The following is a 22,454-nucleotide window of genomic DNA, read 5'->3' as shown; positions in this document are numbered from 1 at the left end:
TTACGCGTTGGACAGTTCGATCATGCGGCGGAAGTTCTCCTGCGAGAACAGGTGCGCCATGATCAATTTGTAGTAGCCATTCTTGATCAGCGGCAGAATCTGCTCTTCGCTCAGGGCATCCAGTTTCTGCTCGTCCACTTTCAAAAAGCTGCTGAATTTACTCTTGATGTCGCCCCGCTGCCACTCCACCTCGGAGGGGACCAGCAGCTCCAGCTTGTCCAGTTCGGCGGCAAACGCCTTCATGCGCGTCAAGCCCGCCTCAAACGTCGCCAGAAACTTGATGGCGTTGTCCAGCGTCGGCGATGGTTTGCCATCCTCTTCGAACAGGCGCGCGCCGCTCTCATCGTTGACCGCCGGGCACGCCATATCCATGCCCACGATGCTGCGCTCGCCCTTCTCATCTTTCATCTGAATAAACGGATAGCGGCGGAAAAAGGCGGGCATATAGGTCGCCTCGCGCCACTGATGTGTCTGCGGGTCCACGTATAGATTGTTCGCCCGCGATAGCCCCATCAGCGCGATGGCCACGGTCTCATCCTCGGGGGTCTTGGCAAACAGAATAGGGTGGCTGTGGGCGCAGCTGAAAAATTCGATATCCGTTAGCGGAGCATTTTGCGACTTGAGGGCGAATGCGGCGTTCATCTGTGCGCTCAGACGCAGGGCGCTATGGCGTTCGGCGATCAAGGGCTCCACGTTTTGATACATAACAGGCTCCATGAAATATGTCTCCGCTCTGAATGAGTTTTTTCTCGGGCGATATGATGTTTGCGGCACAGACTATACCAGAAGCGAGGATGAGGTGTTACAGGAATTCCTGGTTGCCCATACAAGTATTTCGCGGAAGGTTTTATCGAGAATGGGGGGTATAACTGTTTCGTGTTGGTGTGATGGGAGTGTTATTTTATGATGCTTTGTTTTGATATGTATCGTGCAACTTTGATACGTGTCGATAAAGCGTGGTCTGTGATTTGAAGTGTTTTGTATTGTTGTGAGAGTACGGATCTCCTCTGTCGGGAGGCGTCGGCCTGTGCTGCTGCGGTCTGACGACCGGTTACCTATTGATTCTGAAGGGTGTTCAGAGGGTGGCTGGTTTTCAGGTTGGATGTAAGGGAAGCGTTAAGTTCAGAGGTCGTAAGAGGGCTTGATTGGGAAAAGTTGGTGACTTTCCGTTGCATAAAGAGTTTTTATTTTGGTATAGTTTGTTGGTTTTTCCGGGCTTAGGGTAGTTTTGGATAGATTTGCAGGGCTTTCGTTAAAAAAATAGAATTTGGGTGAACCTTTGTGAATTTACTGACTTGTAAATTGGTTTCTTTTGCGCAGGCAGGGGTGTTGGGCCTCAGTATGAGTTGCTCTGCAATAGCCGCAGAGTCCGATTCAACGATGCCGTTGGATATCACGCCGCCGCCGAGCCGCTTTTTGGATCTGCGCACGTTAATTGATCGGGTGGTGAAAGATCACTACCAAATCGGCATGCAGATGCTCTCCGGGCGCATGGCCGAGCAGAGCGTGGTCAGCGCCGAGTCGGTCTTCACTCCCACCGTGAGCGCCAGCGCCAAAGCGTATTGGAGTAAAAGCCCCAACACCGTGGAGGAGGCGCTCAAACGCTCCTCGCTGCCCGTGTACGAAGAGGATGGCGCGGTCTTCGAATTGGGGTTGAGCAAGCGTTTTGAGCAGGGTTTCACCCTCAATATCACCAAAGAGTTGAGCATTCTGCGCAGCAACCTGCAGGCGCAGAGCTGGCCCGATGACGGCGAGCACTACGAGACCTTGAGCATCAGCGCCACTGTGCCGCTGCTCAAAGGGGCTGGCAAGGAGATCTTCCGCACCCAGGTGGATCTGGCGGTGGGCGAGGAGTTCATCGCCAAGCAGCGCAGCCGCCAGAAGAAGATGGAGATCATCGGCCAGGCGCTCAACGCCTACTGGGACTACTATCTGGCCAGCCGCAATGTGAATGCGCAACGCGAGGCGCTGGAGTTGGCCACCAAGATCCAGGCGCATGAGAAGAGTCAGGCGGGCAGCGGACGCATTCCGGGCTCGGAGCTGCTCAAAGCCTCGGCGCGGGTGGCGCAGTTGCGCACCGAACTGGCTTCGGCCAATCAGTCGATGATTCTGGCCGAAGAGAGTCTCAACAATCTGCTCTCCGAGCAGCGTAACGGCGCCGAGATCGGCTCCATTCAACTCACCTCCCGGCCGCGGCGCGCGTTTACCCCGCCGGATCCGGGCGAACTGCTCAAAGCGGCCATGGAGAGTCGCCCGGAGGCGCTCATCGCCAGTCGCCGGGTGGAGATGTCGCGTAAGCGCATCCGTTACTATGAAAACCAGGTCAAGCCGCAGCTGGACTTGGAAGCGGGGGTGGACGCCAACGGCTTGGACTCCAATACCGGCGACTCCCTCAAGCAGTTGATCAATCGCGACTACGTGGGTAGCTATGTGTCGCTCTCCATGTCGGCGACCCTGGGCAAGAGCAGCGACGATGCGGAGTTGGCCTCCGCCCGCCTCGGGTTCCAGTCGGCCAAGCTGGAGCAGGTGGGCGTGGAGCGGGCGTTGGGCAACGCCATACATGCGCAATTGAAGAATATTTTGTCGCTGCAGGAGTATCTGGCCGAAGCCAGTAAAATGTTCGGGACTGCGGAGCGCTTGCTGGAGATTGAACGGCGGCGGCTGGCGGCGGGCAAGAGCGATATGCAGCAGGTGTTGGAGCGCCGCGAGCAGCTCAATCAAGCGGGGAATTTCCGCACCCGCGCCGAAGTGGCGCTGGAGAAGGCGGTGGCCATGTTGGATATCACCTCCGGCAGCGTATTGGGGCAGTACGGATTGGAATAATGAAGCCGAAAGCATCTTTTTGGCAGGGAATAATGCGCGTGAATGTCCTGCATAAGTGGGCTCTAGGTTGTGCGATTTTGCTTGTGGTTTTCATGGCTTTGGCGTCCCGCGCAGAGGCGGTGGATGCGGCGCGCGCAGCCCTAGAAGCCCCCTTGGGCGCGTCTGCGGCGCTGCGCTGTTTATCCACTCCGGCGCGGGATGTGACGCTGACCATGCCGGTGACCGGGCAGATTCAAGAGTTGGCGGTGATGGAAGGGGATCGGGTCAAGCCCGGCGATCTGCTGCTGCGGGTGGATGACCGTCTGGCCGACATCGAATACAAGCGCCGCAAAATGATCGCCAATGACGCCTCGGAGCTGAAGGCGGCCAAAGCGCGTTTGCGCAGCGTCAGTCAGCGCCTGAAGGCGGCCATGGAGCTGCTGCAAAGCACCCACTCCATCAGCCAGGATGAGGTGGACGAATTGGCCCTGGAGCGGGTGTTGGCCAACAGCGATGTGACCCGCCTGCTGCATGAACAGAGCGTGCAAGCCATCGAAGCGCGTCGCGCCAAGTTGGAGAAGGAGAGCCATCGGCTGACTGCGCCGTTTGACGGCACGGTGGTGGAGATTCTCACCGAGCAGGGCGCTACCATTCATGCCGACCAGCCGCTGATTCGGTTGGTCGATACCCGAACCGGGGTGTTGGAGTGCAGTCTGGAGAGCGACGGCGACGCCGATTTGAAAGTCGGCGGCAGAATGACCATCGGCTTCCCGGCGCACAACCCCACCACGATGCGGCACGGGGTGGTGAGTTTTGTCTCCCCCTTGCAGGACTCCGCCAGCCATCTGCGCAAGATCAAAATTCGGTTTGACAACGCCGATGGCGCAGTGCTGTTGGGGATGGCGGGAATCATTTTGGCCAACGTTCAGTCCCCGGCGGAAGAGGCGCGCGTCGGCGCGCGCTCGGAGGCGTCGCCGCGAGAAAAACCGGCGCGCGTTGTTCAGCAGTGATGGTTTGAGTTTTCCATAGTCGAATTAATTGTTGTGCCAAGTGAGCAGTAACCGTCGATCGATATCCGGTTGGCGCTTGGGTCCCAATTTGAGGTGACGCCATGTTTTTCGGCAAACGTTCCGCCAGCGCGCCGCGCGCGCCGCGTAAACTCTTTGAGCTGGAGACGCTGGAAAATCGCGTTCTGCTCTCCGCCGACCCCCTGGGGGCCGCCATCGTCGCCGACGAGTGGCGGCGGCAGGATCTGGACGCCGCCGCGCAGTCGCTGGAAGACGCCGCCCTGGCCGACGCCCTGCTCGCCGAATCCACGCCCACCCCCGCCAATAGCAACGACGCCACGCTTTCGCCGACGGCGTTCCGCGCCGAAGCGTTGGCGCAACTGCAAACCGTTGTCTACCCTCGACTCCACCCATCTGACCCCGGAAGAGTTCCTCAGCGGCGACTACCTGCTGGGCGGCGACGCCGTGCTCTCCGGCAGCGGCCAGATCGATGGCCACCTCTTCAGCCAAGGGACCTTCAGCCCCGGCAACTCGCCGGGCATCGTCAATGTGGCGGACTTCACCCAGGCTGCTGATGGAGTGTTGCAGATCGAGCTGGGCGGTCTGACCGCCGGGCCCGGGACCGACAACATCAACGACGGCTTCGACCAGGTTAACGTCACCGGAACCGCCACCCTGGACGGCGCGCTGGAGATCGTGCTGCTGGATGACTTCCTGCCCCAAGTGGGGCAGACCTTCGACATCATGACCTGGGGCGATGTGAGCGGAAGCTTCGCCGACGCCAGCGGTCTGTTTGCGTTTGGCGACGGCGATCTGTTTCTGAAGATCAACCAACTCAGCGACCGCCTGCAACTGGAGGCGGTGGAGCTGCCAGGGCTGGCCGTGCAGACCATGGACGGCGCCGCCGACGACGCGCTGGGGGTCTACTTCAATAAGGAGTACTTCACCAACGCTGCGCTCGATCCGGTCACCAGCTATTCGCGCCTTACTCTTGGCGACTACATGGAGGTGGTGGGGCAGCTGGATTTCAAATTCAGCTTCGAGTCGATCACCCTGCAGACCGACGACCTGACCCTGGCCGATGTGGGCGAGATGATGACCGTGGGCATCGCCGACGCCGACGCCTTCTTCGGTCTGGACGCCCCCTATCTGCTTGAGTGGGATAGCGATCTGCTCACCGACGCCGACAATGACGGCGACCCGACCAACGACCACACCTACAGCAGCGACGCCTCCGGCTTGCGGGTGGAGAATATCAATGGCGCGGCGGTGTGGTTCGACGGCGTGTTGGGGGAGTACTACGCCCTGAATCTGACCGCCGACAACATCCAGAGCGTGGGGCTGGACGGTCTGGATGTGAGCTCGGACAACGTCTCGGCGGTGATCAACTCCGGCAAAATCACCGGCGCCAAGGCGGCCATCGACTTTGTCGACAGCTTCGGCGCGGGCGGTCTGACCATCGCCACCGGCAATGGCGACGTCACCATGGAGTTCAGCGCGCCGCCGCAATACGACCTGCAGGCGCTGGGCGCGACGCTGGTGGTGGACGGCTTCGCCTATGTGAGCGGCGACGTCACCTTCTCCATGGGCGATCGCGAAACCGTGGACGTCCACTATGATCTGGGCGGCGAAATCAGCGGCGACATCACCGATGTGGATATGGCGGTGATGAGCGTGGGGGTGGCCAATGGCCGCCTGTTCGCCGGTTATGTGGGCAACGATGAGAACTATCTGGCGGTGGCCGATCCCGGCCCCACGCTGGAGGCCGACGAGCTCAACGACACCGCCGTGGGCGTGGCCATCAACGATCTGTCGGTGGGTTTTGTGGTGATGAAGCCCGACGTCTTCCTCATCGACAACGCCATGCCGTCGTTCTACGCCGCGCGCATTGAGGCGACACAGGCGGCGCTGGTGGGCATCGACGAGTTGACCCTGTCGGCCACCGGCATCGAAGCGCGCTACAACGGCGGCAGCAACAGCGCCTTCACCATCGACTGGGCCGCCAGCTACGGCGTGGACGGCTACGCCATCGCCACCAGTGGCGACCCCATCATCATCGACTACGGCGCCGACCCCTTCCTGGGGGTCTATATCGATCAAGCCACCCTGGCGGTGGGCGGCTTCCTGCATCTGTCCGGCGCGGTGGCCATTGAGAAGGGGCGTCAGGAGACGGTGACCGTGGCCTACGACACCGCGGGCGCGCTGATCACCGGAACCACCGAAGCGGTGGTGGAGATGTTCACCATCGGCGTCTCCAACGCCTACGGCTTCGCCGGATACGTCACCGATGGCGGCGCGTATGTGACCGCCGCCGACCCTGGCCCCACCCTGGAGGCCGACGAGGTCAACGACAGCGCGGTGGGCCTGGTCCTCAACGACATCGATTTCGGGCTGGTGCTGGCCACTCCCCATGAGGTGATCAGCGGCGCGTGGCTGCCGAGCATGGGCGCGGCCCGCGCCACCGTGGGCGCGCTGGAATTCGTCGGCATGGACACCCTGGATCTGAGCGCCACCGGCATCGAGATCCAATACAATATGGAGGGCGCTGGTACGCTGGTGAACGCCAGTATCGACTGGGCGACCAGCTTCGGCGACGCCGGGTTTGAAATCGCCACCGGCGGCGACCCGGTGGTGATCGACTACGGCGACGACCCGTTCCTGGGCGTCTATGTGGCGCGCGGCACACTGGCCATCTCCAGCTTCCTGCACGTGACCGGCGCGTTCGCGTTTGAGAAGGGCGGCAGCGCCGACGTGGTGGTGGCCTACGACATCGGCACGACATTGAATGATGTCACAGTGGAGTTCGCCACTTTCGGCGTCTCCAACGCCTACGGCTTTGCCGGATATCTGGGCGACGGCGGTAGCTATCTGGCCGTGGACGACCCCGGCGAGACCCTAGACGACGGCGAGATCAACGACAGCGCAGTGGGCCTGGCGCTCAATGACATCGATCTGGGTTTGGTGATGGCCAGCCCCGATAGCGTGGTGGCGGATCTGATCATGCCCACCATGTACGCCGGGCGCGTCACCATCGGCTCCATGGGGCTGGTGGGCATCGATGAATTCGAACTCAGCGCCAGCGGCATCGAGGCGCAGTTCAACTTGAGCGGCAGCGGTCTGCTGCCTGCGGTGATCGATTGGCAAGCCAGCTTCGGCGCCGACGGTTTTGAGATCGCCACCGGCGGCGCGCCGGTGGTGATCGACTATGGCGACGATGAGTTCATTGGCGTCTATGTGGAGAAGGGGACGCTGAAGGTCTCCGACTTCCTCTATGTGACCGGCGCGTTCGCCTTTGAACAGGGCAAATCGGCCAGCGTCAACGTCTCCTATGATCTGGGCGGCATCGGCGGGACCTCCGATGGCGTGGAGGTGGATCTGATCAATGTGGGCGTCTCCAACGCCTACGGTTTCATCGGCTACACCGGCGGGCGCGACTATCTGACCGTGGACGACCCCGGCGATACCCTGGACGACGGCGAAGTCAATGAAGAGGTCATGGGCTTTGTGCTCAACGACGTCGATCTGGGGTTGGTGATGGCCACCCCCCACGACCTCATCGACTCCAGCCTGCTGCCCAGCATGTACGCCGCGCGCCTGACCATCGGCAGCACCGGGGTGGTGGGCATCGACGGCTTCACTCTGGAAGCCGAAGGGGTGGAGGTGCAGTTCAACGGCAGCGGCAGCAATGGCGCCCTGGGGCTGCGCGCGGTGGTGGATTGGGAGTCCACCTTTGGCGTCGACGGCTACGCCATCCCCACCGGCGGGGCCGACCCCATCATCATCGACTACAACGATGACGAGTTCATCGGCGTTTACATCGACAAAGGCACGCTGAAGATCTCCGACTTCCTCTATGTCACCGGCGCGTTTGCCTTCGAGAAGGGCGCCACCGCCGACGTCACCGTGGCCTACGACCTGGGCGTGACCCTGGATGTGGGGGTGGAGTTCATGACCGGCGGCCTGACCAACGGTTACGGCTTCATCGGCTATATCGGCGACGGCGGCGACTATCTGACCGTGGACGACCCCGGCGACACCCTGGAGGCGGAGGAGGTCAACGGCACGGTGACCGGCTTCGTCCTCAATGACGTCGATCTGGGGCTGGTGATGGCCTCGCCCGAGAGCGTCATCGACGGCTTGGTTGTGCCCAATATGTACGCCGGGCGTCTGACCATCGGCCAGACCGGTCTGGTGGGCATCGACGAGTTCGAACTGAGCGCCGCAGGGGTGGAGGTGCAGTTCAATCTCAGCGGCGCCGGGATCAACCCGGCGGTGGTGGATTGGCAGACCAGCTTCGGCCTCGACGGATTTGAAGTGGCCACCGGCGGCGATCCGGTGATCATCGACTACGGCGATGACGAGTTCATCGGCATCTATGTGGAGAAGGGGACGCTGAAGGTCTCCGACTTCCTGTTTGTGACCGGTTCGTTTGCGTTTGAGCAGGGCAAGTCCGAAAACGTCACCGTGGCCTATGAGAGCCACGGCATCGAAGGGACGCTGGACGATATCGAAGTCGACCTGATGACGCTGGGCATGACCAACGTTTACGGCTTCATCGGCTACACCGGCGGCGGCGACTATCTGACCGTGGACGATCCCGGCGATACGGTGGAGATCGACGAGATCAACCCCGACGCCATCGGCTTCGCCCTGAATGATATTGACCTGGGCATGGTCATCGCCACGCCGCACTCGCTGATCGACTCGCAACTGCTGCCCACCATGTACGCCGCGCGCCTGAATGTGGGGCAGGCGGGCTTTCTGGGCATCGACGGCTTTGAGCTGGACGCTTCGGGCATCGAGGTGCAGTTCAACGGCAGCGGCTCCTCCGGGCTGCTCACTTCGGTGGTGGATTGGGAGAGCACCTTCGGCGACGAGGGCTTCGCCGTGGCCACCGGCGGCGAGCCAATAATCATCGACTACGGCAACGACGAGTTCATCGGCCTGTATGTGGAGCGCGCCACCCTGCGCGTGGCGGAATTCCTCTATGTCACCGGCGCGTTTGCGTTCGAAAAGGGCGCCAGCGAAAACGTCGATGTGGTGTATGAGATCGACGGCCTGGTCAAGGACACCCTCTCCGACGTGCAGGTGGAGGTGATGACCATCGGCATGTCCAACGCCTATGCGTTTGCCGGCTACATCCCCGACGGCGGCGACTACCTCACCGTGGACGACCCGGGCGAAACCCTGGACGAAGGCGAGATTAATGAGAGCGCGGTGGGCGTGCGCATCAACGACCTGGACGCTGGGTTCGTGCTGATGAAGCCCATCGTGCCGCTGGTGGGCGACTACGCCCCCAGCATGATGGCCGCCTCCATGAGCGCCGCCAGCGTGGGGCTGGTGGGCCTTGACGGCATGCAGATCGAGTCCGACGAGGTGGAGATCCGCCTCAACCACGGCTCCAATGCATGGGTCGATTTTGAGAGCAGCTTCCCCGACGATCCCGATGGCGACGGGCCGTTCAGCGCCGGTCTGGCGGTGGCCACCGGCGGCGAGCCGGTGGTGATCGACTTCGGCGGCGACGAGTTCCTTGGCGTCTACATGAACAACGCGCGCATGAACCTGTTCAACGCCATGGCGTTGCGCGGCAGCTTTGCGCTGGAGAAGGGGGGCGGTCAGACGGTGGATGTGATCACCGGCCTGCCCGATGAGGTTGCGCTGATTCCCACCCCCATCGTCTCGGTGTTGAACGATCTGGACGTCAGCGGCGGGGCGACGGTGAGCGGCGATCTGAGCCGCATCGAAGGTCTGGCGGTGGAGACCATGACCATCGGCGCGCGCGACGTCAGCGGCTTCGTCGGTTTTGACGCCGATGACTACTTCACCCGCGACGCCAGCGCCGAGGGCGGCTGGCGCGCCAGCAGCGACGCCGTGGGTCTGGCGTTTACCGACCTGGATCTGGGCTTCGCCATGATGACGGCGGACGTCAATCCGGTGTTCAACAAATATTTCCCCACCATGGTGGCCGCCACCGGTGACGTGGATTTCGCCGGTCTGGTGGGCCTCTCTGATCAGATCTCCGCCGAAGCCTACAATGTGCAGTTGGACCTGAACTGGGGCGTGGATTGGTTCCCCTCAGCGGACCCCTACACCCACTTCAACCCGGCGGTGGACTTCGCCAGCAGCTTCCCGGCGCAGAACGGCGAACCGATGGGGATGGCGGTGGCCACCGGCGCGACAGGCTCGGAGCCGGTCTATCTGACCATGGATGACCGCATCATCCGCGCCAGCGTGGAGGACCTGCATATGCAGGCGCTGGGGGTGGTGCAGGTGGTGGGCAGCGCCGCCTTCACCATGGGGACCACCGAACGCTTCACCCTCACCGACGGTTCGCAAAAGGATATGACGGTGATGACCGTGGGCGTGGCCAACGCCTCGGCCTTTGTGGGGGTCAACGGTCCGTACTACACCGATACCAATGGCGATGGCCGCGTCACCGCCGATGATGGCGTCAACAGCAGCGCCGTGGGTCTGGCGGTGCAGAACCTGGATGCGGGCTTCATGCTGATGAAGACCCCGTCGGCGTTCTCCCAGGAGACCTTCCTGGCCGGTAAGCTGGATATGGCCCAGGCGGGTCTGGTGGGCATCGACGGCGCGGTGCTGGAAGCGCGTGAATTGAGCTTCGACATCAACACCGCGCTGAACCTCGGCAACGCCTTTGAGGCGGTGGACTTCAGCGAGCTGGATGGCCGCCACTACGCCATTGAGACCGGCGATCCGACCTCGCCCATTCGCATCGATTTCGATGAGTTCCTGCTCAAGGCCCAAGGGCAGGCGCTGTTGGCGATTCAAGCCGCTGGGCAGGATATCCTGTCGCTGGATGGCGCGTTCGACATCGAACTGACCGACGATGCGTTGCAGATCTTCGTCGACGCCACCCTCAATGTGGGCTCGCGCGGCTCGCCGGTGCTCACCTTCGACGCCACCGGTCTGTTCCTGGCCAAGTCCGGCGGCTTCGCCATCAAGCTGGACGTGGACGCCAAGGTCAATCTTCTGGACGACCTGAACTTTGATGTTGAGTACCGCTTCCAGGCCAACACCCTGATGCAGGATGTGGTCTACGAGCTGCCCGAGACCTTCCTCAGCGTCGATGGCCAGCGCACCGTCACCATCGAGGCGATTCCGCCCAATGTGGGGGTCTCCACGCCGCAGCCCTACTTCCTGTTGGAGGCCGAGGGGAGCTTGACCGTAGCCAGCATCTTCGAGCTGGAGGGGCGCTTCTCCTTCCTGCTGGCGCCGGAGGTGATCAACGTCAAGATCGACGCCGGTTTCGAGTTCATGAACATCGGCGCTACGGTCAGCGGCGATGCGCTGCTCTACACCAGCGGCGACGCCGGGTTGGTGATCGACCTGGAGATGGACACCAGCCTGGGTCTGCCCGGGGTCTCCGGCGTGTTCGACATCAACGCCAATTTCCGTTTGCAGGTCAACACCACCGGCCGCGAGCAGTTGGGCATCGAAGCCCACAGCGTGCGCGCCAGCCTCGAAGAACTCTCGGTGCGTCTGCTCGACGGCCTGCTCACCCTGGAGGGCTCCGGCTACGTCGATCTGGGCCAGGCGATCCAGGAGGTGCACGCGGAGATGCACACCGACTTCTTCGGCGTGGGAACCATCTCGGCGGAGGCCACCTTCGACTCCATCGGCAACTTCGATGTGAGTCTGCATGGCTCGGTGCATCTGGGCTGGTCCAGCTTCGGCCTGTATGGCGACGCCGACTTCAGCATGTCGATGCAGAACGGCGTGTTCGACATCAGCGGCTCGGTGGGGGCCAAGATCAAGGCGTTCGGCGCCACGCTGAACTTCCCCGATCTGGAGTTCACCTACAACAGCGAAGAGGGCTTCTTCTACGCCGGGGTGCACATCAAGCTGGATCTGGGCCTGTTCAAGATCGACAAAACGGTCAAATTCCCGGTGGCCTACTTCAAGGTGGGCGGCGGCGGCGATGGCGGCGGCGTGGAGGAGGAGGAGCCGTTCTATCTGGCCGGCAGCGCGGGCGACCCCACCAGCTTCAACGGCGGCGTGCTGCACCTGAACATGGGCGATCGCGGCGATAAGCGCAACTATCAGGACGACGACATCCACGAAATCTTCACCCTCTATCATCTGCCCAGCACCACCAAGAACATCATCGGCTACTGGTGGTGGGGCGACCCGATCTACGAAGAGGTGGTCGATGAGAACGCCACCACCGAAACCATCATGGTAGAGTATGCGGGCAAGCGGCAGATCTTCGAGGGGGTGACCGGCATCTACGCCGAAGGCGGCATTGGCTCCGACTACATCGAGATCAAGCCGGGCGTCACCTCGGACGTGGAGTTCTGGGGCGGCTACGAGATGTCCATGGAGATGTACAACGGCAACCAGAACCTGATGGATGAGGAGCTGGTTGACTACTGGTCCAACGGCATCGCCTCGCGCGGCAGCGGCGACCATCTGATCTACGGCGCCCAGGGCAGCGATGAGATCGAAACCGGCAGCGGCAACGATGTCATCTACACCGGCGGCTCCTCGCGCCAGTTCAACGCCATTGGCGATATCGTCGACGTGGGCGACGGCGACGATGTGATCCACGTTCGCGACTCCAGCTTGTTCGCCCTGGATGGCGGGCAGGGCAACGACACCTTCATCTTTGAGACCGATGTGCTGGGCCGCTTCTCCGGTTCGGGGACCATCAAGGACAGCTCCGGCCTCAACGTGCTGGACTTCAGCGAATTCAGCAACGACATCGACGCCAAACTGATGGCGCGTACGGCGGTGGTGAAGGGGCTGCTCAATGATGGCGCCACCGATATGCGCCTGAGCGTCTCCGAAGTCCGGCTGGGCTCCGGCAACAACGCGCTCTCTCTGGAGAGCATGAAGAATGATGTGACCGTCATCGGCCAGGATGGCGATGATGAGATCTCCGCTGAGGATATCGGCGGCAATCTCACGGTGGAGTTGGGCGAGGGGGCCAACTCGCTGCAAGCCGAAGGCGTGGATGGCGCGGTGAGCTATACCGGCGGCGATAGCGTTGACTGGCTGAATCTGGAGGATGTGCTGGGCGACGTGACGCTGGAGCTGGGCGATGCGGGCGGCGGCAGCACCATTAAACTGGATGGCATCGGCGACTATGACGTGGTCGCTTCGGTGAGCATCACGTCCGGCTGGGGCAATACCTGGATTACCGGTGATGACATCACCGGCGATCTCACCGTCTTCAATGAGGATGATAGCGGTCTGGCTGGCGTGTCGGTGAATGTGGACACCCTGGGCGGCAACGCCTTGATCGACGCGCAGGGCGCCTACACCTCGGTCAATCTGGAGGATGTGGGCGGTTGGGTCGAAATTTTCGCCGGAGAGAGTGACGATTACGTCACCCTGGACAATGTGATGGGCAGCCACGTCCTGGTGCGTGACCTGGGCGGCAGTGACAAACACCGCTTCTATGACATGCCCGATGAGTTCACCTACGAGGATCTGGGCGAAGGCAATGAAAACTGGCTCCATTTCGACCGGCCCAAGGCCTACGCCAACGACTCGCTGATTCAGATCTCCAACGACCTGTTCAAAGTGGGCGCGTTGGAGTTTGACATCTCCAAGTACATCCATGTCGGCTTCTCGGACTTCGACACCAACTTTGTGGTGCAGTCCTTCGACGGGCAGGATCTGAATCTGGATTATAGCTTGGAGATTGGCGGCTATAGTGTTGATCTGCAGAACAATATCAACTCTGCGGGCATCAAGATCGTCTCTCAGCTCACCTTCGACGCCGACGTCGAACTGAACTCCTGGGAGAGCGGTAGCGTGGAGTTCGAGACCCGTGGCCTGGACGCCCACATCAACCTCTACCACGACCTGCTCACCTCCACCGGGCGCTCCCACGACGGCCTGGGCGGCGGCGATATCTCCATTATCGCCACCGGCGACATCAACCTGGTCAATCCCATCAACCTGTTTGCGCCGGAAGGGACCCTCACCCTGCACGCCAACCGCCTGCTGGCGGGCGCCCCGGACTTCATCCTCAACACCCGGGTGGACACCCTGGACGTGGCTTTTGGCAGCGGCGACGTCATTGTGCGCGAGTTTGATGATCTGAATCTGCTGGGGTTGACCACCGGCGCGGGCGACATCGACGTTGCTTTGAACGCAGGCTACACCCTGACTCTGTTGGAAGGGGAGATTCGCACCGATAGCGGCGCTGTCACCCTGGTTGCCGATGGCATGAACTTCCTAACCGGCAACAACGTGATCAATGGAACCGGCGCCTTGACCATAAGCACCGCCGATGCCGCCCTGCACTACCGTCTGGGCGGCATGGGGGAAACCGCCGATGGCGTCGATCTGGACAACCTGAAGGCCGACGAAGATCTCAACGAGAATGGCCAATTGGATGCGGGCGAAGACCTCAACGGCAATGGCGAGCTGGATTCAGCGGCGCTGAACCTCTCCATGAAGGATATGGGCGCCATTGGCGACGACTTCTCCAGTCTGACCATCGGCCATGACAACGGCCAGACGCAAATGCTGGTCGCCGATCTATTTGATAACTATCGCCATCTGAGCAACGGCCATACGCTGGCCAATCTGCAGGTCGACACCCTGCTGGTGGCCGATTCCGTCACCCTCTCCGGGCAGATCGAAATTGATGACAGCGCGCTGACCATCGAAAGCCGCCTGTTGGAGATGGGCGCTGGCGGCTGAATGCGGTTGACCTGACGCTGGATGTTGGCGAACAGGCGGTGCTGGGCGGGTATATCGGGGCGGCGCGCGCGCTGAACATCAGCGTCGACCAGACCACGGGCCAGCGCAATCTGAACAGCGCCGTCACCGATACGCCCAACAGCCTGTTCGTTATCGGCTATCTGGACTCGGGCCAAAGCTTGGATATTGATACCGTCGGCACGATGCATATGACCGGCTCCATCTACGCCGATGGGGGCGCCGTCATCCACTCTGGCGACAACTTCTCCATGGCGGAGGGCTCCAGCATCGAGACCTCCGGCGGCGCCTTCGCCATCGACTCCGACGCCGATATCTTTATGGATTATAACGCATCCATTCAGGCCGGCGCTGAACTGACCTATGAGTATGACTCTTTCAACCGGCCCATAGGTTATACCTACAAAATTCTGGCCGCTGACGCGGATATCCGCCTCAACGCCGAGCATATGGAGCTGCGCGGCGCGGTGATCGCCAGCGGCGCGCTCAGCGCCACCGCCGCCGCCACGGTTGCCGAGGAGACCGGCATTCTGCTCAAGGGCGGCTCTTTGAGCGCCGTGGGAACAGACGCCGACGTGACCGTGAGCGCCGATTCGATTATCGACATTCAGGGCAACATGCTGGCCAATGGCCAGGGCGGCGAACTGGTGATTGAGAGCAGCAGCTGGATCAATCTGAAAGGCCTGCTGGAAGCCAATGCGGGCATCGACGTGGCTGCTACCGGTGCCAACGCCGACGGCGTGAGCGTGCACACCGACCTGCAAGGCTATTTGAAAACCGTGGAGCGCGATAGCGCCATCACCATCACCGGCGCCGAGGATGTGGAGCTGGAGAGCCTGATGCTGGCCGGTCAGCAGAGCGGCGACAATCGTTGGGCGCTAACCCTGGATACCGATATCGAGGTGACTGCGGGCGGACAGTTGCTGCTCAACACCGGCCTGACCGCCTCGCGCAACATCACCTTGAACGCGGGCGCAGCCGATGACGATGACCTCGGCGCGGGCTTCTCCATGACCACCCTGGGCGGCCTGGTCTCCAGCGGCGCGACCACTGGCGCTGGCGGCGTGATCACCATCAACGCCGCCGGAACCCAGGATATGTTTGGCCGCATCATCTCCGGGGCCATGGTGCAGCAGACCCTGGACGCCGACTTCAATCTGCTCGATGAGACCTTCCTGTGGGCCGACAGCTCTGGTCAGGTGGCGCTCAACACCACCGAGACCGCGCAGATTGGCGGCCTGACCGAAGACGTTGACGGCAATACCGTAGAGCTGGGCGCCACCATCCTCGCCAACAGTGAGATCATCATCAATGGCGGCATCGACGCCGACGGTCTGAGCGTGGCGCTGGCGGGCAGTTCGGTGCTGGCGACCCACAACGCCGACGGCGCGGTGGTGATCAACAGCAGCGGCAACGCCGTACTCAACGGCGTGATCATGGCGGGCGGCGACGTCGATATCATCCGCGACGCCGATGGCGACCTGCTGGGCTTTGATAAAACCGTCACCGGCGATCTGGGCGAGATCACCATCAACAGCGCCGGAACCATCGAACTGGGCCGCTCGCTGGCGGCTGGCCACGCCATCACCCTGCATGGCGGGGTGAGCGGCGACGCCGAACCGGTGGTGGATCTGAGCGGCTCGATTCAACTCACCACCTGGGGCGATGACAGCGTGATCCGCGTCGATGGCGCGGGCGATCTGCGTCTGCAAGCGCCCGCCCACGCGCAGTTCCTCACCGCCGATAGCTGGATTCCCAGCGCCACCGGCGTATTGCCCGCCGACGTCACCCTGACGCTGAGCCTGGACCATGTGGACTTCATCGCCCAGGCCGATGTGACCTTGAGCGCGGCGGCCACCGCCGATAACGCAAGCGTGCTGGATCTCATTGACGACCTGCAAGCGGCCATTGTGGCGGCCAACTTCAGCGTTACCGAAACCTTCGATGCGGTCAACCACGCTATCGGCTCCAACTATGTGATGGACGGCAACGCGCCGGATATCGGCGTCAAGCTCAAGGATGGGCGGCTGAATCTGACCAGCGCGTTTGAATTCAGCCTGCTGGACGCCTCGGCCAATGGCGACTTGCTGGGCTTTGAACAGGCGGGCGAGAGCCAACGCTTCACCAGCATCGAGGCGCTGGGCGAGGGCTCGCGGGTGGTGTTGGGCAAGGCCGACGGCAGCGGCGGCGACATCACCATCGCAGGCGGCGTGCGCGCCCATTCGGGCATCGATATCACTGGCCCGGACAGCGCCACGGCGCTGGGCTTCACCCTCGCCAGCAGCGGCGTGTTGGAGACCCTGGCGGGCGACATGACGCTGGATATGGGCGAAGAAGCCACCTTCAGCGGTTCTCTGATCGCTGGCGGCGCGGGCTCCGATATCACCATGAGCGCCAGCGGCAGCCTCACGCTGGCGGGCTCCCTCTCGGCTGACCACAACATCGAGGTCACGGCGGGCGATGAGAACAGCGTCACCCCGGGCGACGTGAGCCTGACCACCACGCCCACCAGCGAGCTGAACATCACCGGCGCTTCCGGCGGCATCTATCTAACCGGGGTCAATGACGTGGTGATCAACTCCGCCATCGGCGCGGGGCAGGATGCGCTGGAGGTGGTGGATATTCGCTCGCTCAATGGAACCCTGCTGCTGGACGCCGAAGCGGGCCGGCTGGAGACCAGTGGCCGCCTGGTGCTGCAGGGGGATCTGGATCTGCAAGGGGTGGTGGCCACCACCGGCTCCTCCGCCGGAGCCGACGAGTATGACGTGACGCTGATCGCCAACAGCGATCTGGAGCTGAACGGCGACATGTCCTTTGCCGGCTCGGTGTCGCTGGTGGGGCAGGGCGATGTGACCCTGGCCAACTACAGCGCCGAATCCGCCGTGGGCGAGAAGCTGCGCATCGAAGCGGCCGGGGATCTGACCCTGGGCGCCCAGGGGTACGACGCCAATAACCAGTTGATTCAATACGGCGCCAGCATTCACGGCGGCGCGCTGGTGGATCTGGTGGCGGGCGGAACCATCACCGTCAACTCCGGCTCGCTGGTGATGAGCCGCGGCGTGGGCAGCGATATCTCGCTCAGCGCCGAGGGCGCCGTCATCATCGGCTCCCTCAAGGCGGGGGCCGAGTCCGACGGCGCGGGCGGCAGTCAGTGGGCCGCCGCGGACGCCACGGTGACGCTGAACATCGCCGATCAGTTGGTGATGGGTGGAACCGGCCTCGACGCCAACGGCGCGGAAGTGGATCGCGGCGGATTGCTGGCGGCCACCGGCGGGGTGGATATCAATCTGTTTGGCGGCGCTTCGGCCACCGCGTTTAGCATGGACGCGCTCAGCGTCATCCGCACCGACGCCAGCGGCGACGGCGCGTGGAGCGCGTCCGGCGGCAGCGCCATCACCATCGACTCTGACCGCGCCATTCAATTCAACGGCCTCACCGAGGCGGTGGACGCCGACGGGCGGGTCGCGGTCAATAGCGCCGACCTGATTCTGCTCAACGGTCAGGTGCATGGCGGCTCCGAAGTCGCGCTGACCAGCACCATGGCGGATTTGAGCCAGGCGGGCATCATCGTGCCCACGTTGGTCTATAACGATCTTGGCGGCGGCGTGGTGGAGCGCGTGGCGGGGGGCATCCTCTCCACCGGCGCGGGCGGCAGCCTGACCCTGAGCAGTGAAAACAGCATCGTGCTGGGCGGTGAAATCGGCCACCTCTACACCGACGCCAACAACCAGACCGTGCTGGATACCGACACGGTTTCCGTGGTCAGCCACAGCGGCGACGTGACCGTGAGCGGGCAGGTGGAGGCCAACAGCGTCCTCACCCTGCGCGGCGCGGATGTGAGCGTGCTGGCCGAGGCGCTGGTGAAGACCCGCGACGCCAGCGGCGCCGAGCTGCTGCTGGACGCCACAGGGACGCTGCTGGTGATGGATGGCGGCGACGGGCTGGATGGAACCGTCGCGGGCGGCGGGCTGTTGCATCTGCGCGGCGATGTGGTGCAGATGGACGGCTTCGTCAACCAGAACGCTGCCGATGGCCGCGTGCTGATGAGCGCCGTTTCCAGCGTGACGGTGAACGGGCTGGCGCAGTCCGTCGGGACCATCGATGTGCATGCGGGGGTGGCGGCGGACGCCGATCTGGCCACCCTGCAAGGGGCGATGGTTCGCGCCGATCTCACTGGCGGGAGCGTCACCCTGGATGAGACCGCCTCGTTGCAAGCCACGGGGGATGTGTCGATTCTGGCCGGGGGCGACGTGTCGCTCACCGGCGGCGCGGCGATGCAGGGCGGAACCACCACCGTGCTGACCCCGGTGATCACCACCGCCACCCAGGATATCTCGGTGGTGACCGGCTATCAGCAGGTGGTGGACGGCTTTATTGAAACCCCGGTGATCGAGTGGGTCACCACCACCGAGACCGCCGAAGTGGGCCGCGCCCAGGTGGCGGTGGGCTACACCTACAAAGTGTATGATGTTGAATTGAAACAGCTCGGTTACGCCAGACAGAGCGAGCCGACAGTCACCTTGTCCGGCGGCTCCAAGTTGTCGGATCTGGATTACCGCACCTTCTTTGTGCCCGGGGTGGATTATCAACTGGATGATCCCATCGATTGGGCCGCTTACGGGGCGGACCCATGGGTACCGAGTACGGACCCCAACCTGGCAATGTATCTGCCGAAGTCCTCGCCCCAGCAGAACGACGCCATTGCCGCCTTTTTGGGCTACCAACCCTCGTATCAGCCCAATATCACTTCGGTGACGAGCTATTCCGTGGTCAACGGGGTCACCACCGAGACGGTGGAATCCGCCTATGGGCAGTTCATGCCGGACGCGAAATATACCTACGCCTATAGCGTGGGAGGGCAGGCGGATGTGTACTACTCCGGCGCCCTGGCGGACACCTACGAGTGGTTCGAGGGCTCTGCGGGCATGACCGTGGCCGAGGCCAAGGCGTCTGGCCTGTACGCCAGCTATAATGAGACGATTCCCGATTTCTCTAAGTATCTCGGTACCCCGGAAATCGTGACGAACCCCCAGGATGCGATCAATGCCGTCTACAAAAAGCCCGATCCCTTCCTGTCCTACGATCCCTCTCTGTATACCTTGACCGATACGAGTTTGACCGAAATCGATCCGAACACCGGGGGGTATATCTTCCAAGGCGGCGGCATCGCCGCATATGGCGAATACACCCTCTCCGCAGGAGCGCAGGGCGGGGCCTGGGAGGGGATGCTCATCGAGCACAACACCAGCGAGATAGGCAGCGATCTGTTTACCAACCCCAACCATCAGGTTGTGTTCAATGGCGACTTGGGCGGCATCACGACACAACAGTATGGGTACTGGAACTCCTATATTGTCTACGCGGTCTACGACGCAGCGGAGTCGGCAACCTATTCCGATAATATTTGGCAACTCTACTACGGTGGCGACGACACCTCTTACCTCTCGTTTGCTGGGAGCGATTATGGCATTAGCAGCGGCAACATAAGCAATGGGATGAGTCGTGGAACCGATATCGTTGTCACCATTAACGATCGACCCAGTTGGGTTGGCGACAATCTTGTCGGCGTGACGTTGGGCTCCACAGATGTCGTCGGTTATTACGACCCCTCTGTCAACCAAACGGCGGAATTTGCGTATGTGTACAACAACTCAGTGACGGAAGGATTGACGGAGGCAAACGCCTACCCACAGTTTAACGGGACCAATCGAAATCTTCTCGCTGACCAGAGTATGAACTGGTTGCAAGTTTGAGGATTTTATAAGCCATTGCATTACTGAGTGAAATTACGAATCCTTGATTGGGAAGCGGTGCTCAATCAAGGAGGCCAAGGATGGCGGACAAATCGAATAATACTCAGCAATACAAACAGATACCTGTTCAACTGACGGAGCAGGAATTTACTGAATTCATCTTACCCCACCTGTCTCTGCCCAAACGTGGTCCCAAGTGCAAGATCGGCTACCATCAAGCGTTCAACCTGATTCTCAAGGTGCTCTACACCGGCATGCAGTGGAAGGAGCTTCCCATCCCCAAGGAGCCTTCTGGCAAGCCTGGGATCCATTACACAGGGATCTATAAACTGTTTGCTCGTTGGGCCGATGACGCCTCATTGGCCAATGCCTTCATTGCCTCAGTCAAACACTTGGATGAACACAAAAAACTGGATCTCTCGGTGCTTCATGGCGATGGCTCCAACACCGTAGCCAAAAAGGGGGCGATGGCATCGGCTATTCGGGCCATAAACACCAACGCGGGGAGAAAGTCGTCGCCATCTGTGAAAGCAACGGCTACATCCTCGCTCCGTTCTCGGTCGCGCCAGTCAACCAGCACGACACCACGCTCCTCAAAGATAGTCTCGAGTGGCTTGCCCTGATTTGTCAGACACTTGGCCTGTCCTTGATTGGCTCTGTGCTAAACTTGGATCCAGGGTTCGACTCCAAGGCTAACCGCCGCGCCATCTTCAATCGACGCATGAAACCTAACATTAAGCCGGTCAAACGCGCTCGCAAGAATCCAAAACGTGGACGAAAGCGTCATTTCGATGAGGCGACCTACGCCTTACGCCAGCGAGTAGAGCGAACCTTCGCCTGGGAGGACAAATTCAAACGCTTGCTGATCCGTTTCGAGCATATCCAATGGCGACACCTGGGCTTCAAACTGATGGCCTACACATTGATCAATATCCGAGACTTTTGTCAGCACTGAAACTTGCAACCAGTTCAAGGTGATTCATCAAATCACTCTGCCATATAGCCAGTTCTTTTCCGTGTTCGAATCTCCTCAGTTGCTGGTATCCATCCTCGCCAGGGCGCGGGGAGGCGTTTAGTTCAGTCACCGTTTCATCTAGAATTTGAATTAAGAGTTTACGACGTTCGTCGGGCGTTTTATGGGCAAATACTTTGTTGACCTCCTCGGAAAGTACTTCTCTATATGCGGATGTTACAGTTGTTTTGGATTTTACTTGTTTGAGTTCGTCGCTGTCAGAGTCAGTTAGCGGTTTTGCGGTCTCATCGTCCAGATTTGGTGGCGTCGACTTGTCTTTATCATTGACCATGTGAGTCTCTCCTCATTATAGCCTGTTTGCGGCGCTGCGTTGCGGGGGCGTCTGAACACCAACGCAGCGGGTTCTTCAAGGCCGGGCGCCCCTCAAGGCCGGGCGGGCTGACTGGGGCCGCTCTGTGGGGCGGCTGGCGCCGGGTCCGATGAAATGGTTGGCGTTTGGGTTTCAGGCGACGGCGCGCTGGGCGGGCGCATCTGGGCGATCTCCTGGCGCAGTTGCTGGATGCCCTTACGCATCTCCGCCAGCGCCGCCTTATCCGTCTGTTGCCCGGCGCCGATCTGGTAGCCGATAAACAGCACGCCGAAGAGCGCCACCACTCCGCTTAAAATTGCAGCGATCAATTTCAAGGGTGAGTCCAGACCACAGTGCTCCCAAAAGGGCTTCTGCGGCGGCGGCGGGGCAGGCTTGGCAGGCGATTGTGGCGGCGGCGCGAGGACGCGCACGATATTGCCATGCTCCAAGGCCAGGCGATTGCGGATTTTCGACTTGGCAAGCAGGGCGTTGGCCTCCTCTAGAGTGCAGAGCGCTATGGGGATTGAGATATCTGGGTAAAGGTCCGGCCATTTGTGTCGAAACAACCACGCCTGCGCTGTTTTCCTCTCCTCGTGGTAATCCGCTTGTTTGAGCAGTGCTTGCAGCTCCCGCCCCATGCTCTGAAACTGCTCTTTGCTCAACTCTGGCTCACTCATCGCGGTTCATCCTGCGGCGGCAAAGGGTTAACGGGGCGCACGGTGGCGGGGATGGCGTCGGGTCCGCCGTCGCCCGCGCCGACCAGGATCGGATGTAGCCAACGCACATCGAGGCGACGATTTTCCGGCGTGTGGCGCGGTCCATGCCAGAAGGCGTGCCAGTGGGCGCGGCGCACATGGGGCCGGGGCGAGGCG

At 61.5% G+C, this 22,454-nt stretch carries 9 protein-coding genes and 1 pseudogene; 6 read left to right on the top strand and 4 right to left on the bottom strand.

Features of this window, described 5'->3' with window-relative positions; all coding sequences use genetic code 11:
* Positions 1-705: a SapC family protein gene (locus tag MAIT1_RS01730; RefSeq protein ID WP_158089252.1), complete on the bottom strand. Its 705-nt coding sequence runs from the start codon at positions 703-705 to the stop codon at positions 1-3.
* 675 nt (positions 706-1,380) lie between these two features.
* Between MAIT1_RS01730 and MAIT1_RS01725 the strand changes: the two genes are divergently transcribed.
* From MAIT1_RS01725 to MAIT1_RS22545, 6 genes and pseudogenes are all read left to right on the top strand, one after another.
* A complete protein-coding gene (locus tag MAIT1_RS01725) occupies positions 1,381-2,823 on the top strand; it encodes a TolC family protein (protein WP_158089251.1) in 1,443 nt (480 codons plus the stop codon).
* A gap of 92 nt (positions 2,824-2,915) precedes the next feature.
* Positions 2,916-3,812 (top strand): efflux RND transporter periplasmic adaptor subunit, encoded by an 897-nt coding sequence (locus MAIT1_RS01720; protein WP_158089250.1) that lies wholly within the window; start codon positions 2,916-2,918, stop codon positions 3,810-3,812.
* A gap of 101 nt (positions 3,813-3,913) precedes the next feature.
* Positions 3,914-4,000 (top strand): annotated as a pseudogene (locus MAIT1_RS22620) (hypothetical protein); the annotation flags it as partial.
* A 199-nt stretch (positions 4,001-4,199) separates the two neighbouring features.
* On the top strand, positions 4,200-14,489 hold the full coding sequence (locus MAIT1_RS01710) for a hypothetical protein (RefSeq protein WP_158089249.1): 10,290 nt from the start codon (positions 4,200-4,202) through the stop codon (positions 14,487-14,489).
* 38 nt (positions 14,490-14,527) lie between these two features.
* Positions 14,528-20,260 carry a beta strand repeat-containing protein gene (locus MAIT1_RS01705; RefSeq protein ID WP_085440291.1) on the top strand — a complete coding sequence of 1,911 codons (5,733 nt, stop codon included), beginning with the start codon at positions 14,528-14,530 and terminating at the stop codon, positions 20,258-20,260.
* A 472-nt stretch (positions 20,261-20,732) separates the two neighbouring features.
* The gene (locus MAIT1_RS22545; protein WP_085440289.1) at positions 20,733-21,215 is read left to right on the top strand and encodes a transposase; all 483 of its coding nucleotides are present in this window, start codon (positions 20,733-20,735) and stop codon (positions 21,213-21,215) included.
* Here the strand turns inward: MAIT1_RS22545 and MAIT1_RS21410 are convergent.
* The 3 genes from MAIT1_RS21410 to MAIT1_RS01685 form a co-directional block, all read right to left on the bottom strand.
* Positions 21,187-21,564, bottom strand: a complete 378-nt coding sequence (locus tag MAIT1_RS21410; RefSeq protein ID WP_143814598.1) for a hypothetical protein — start codon at positions 21,562-21,564, stop codon at positions 21,187-21,189. The genes MAIT1_RS22545 and MAIT1_RS21410 overlap by 29 nt on opposite strands.
* 92 nt (positions 21,565-21,656) lie before the next feature.
* Positions 21,657-22,259: a hypothetical protein gene (locus MAIT1_RS01690; RefSeq protein WP_085440288.1), complete on the bottom strand. Its 603-nt coding sequence runs from the start codon at positions 22,257-22,259 to the stop codon at positions 21,657-21,659.
* Positions 22,256-22,454: AcrVA2 family anti-CRISPR protein (locus MAIT1_RS01685; RefSeq protein ID WP_198947773.1), on the bottom strand; the 199-nt coding region annotated here is incomplete at its 5' end. The genes MAIT1_RS01690 and MAIT1_RS01685, both read right to left, overlap by 4 nt.

Origin of the sequence: Magnetofaba australis IT-1 (assembly GCF_002109495.1) — a bacterium.
In the GTDB taxonomy this organism is placed as follows: domain Bacteria; phylum Pseudomonadota; class Magnetococcia; order Magnetococcales; family Magnetococcaceae; genus Magnetofaba; species Magnetofaba australis.
Note: the sequence above shows the minus strand (reverse complement) of the source record. Positions and strands in the feature narration are given on the sequence as shown.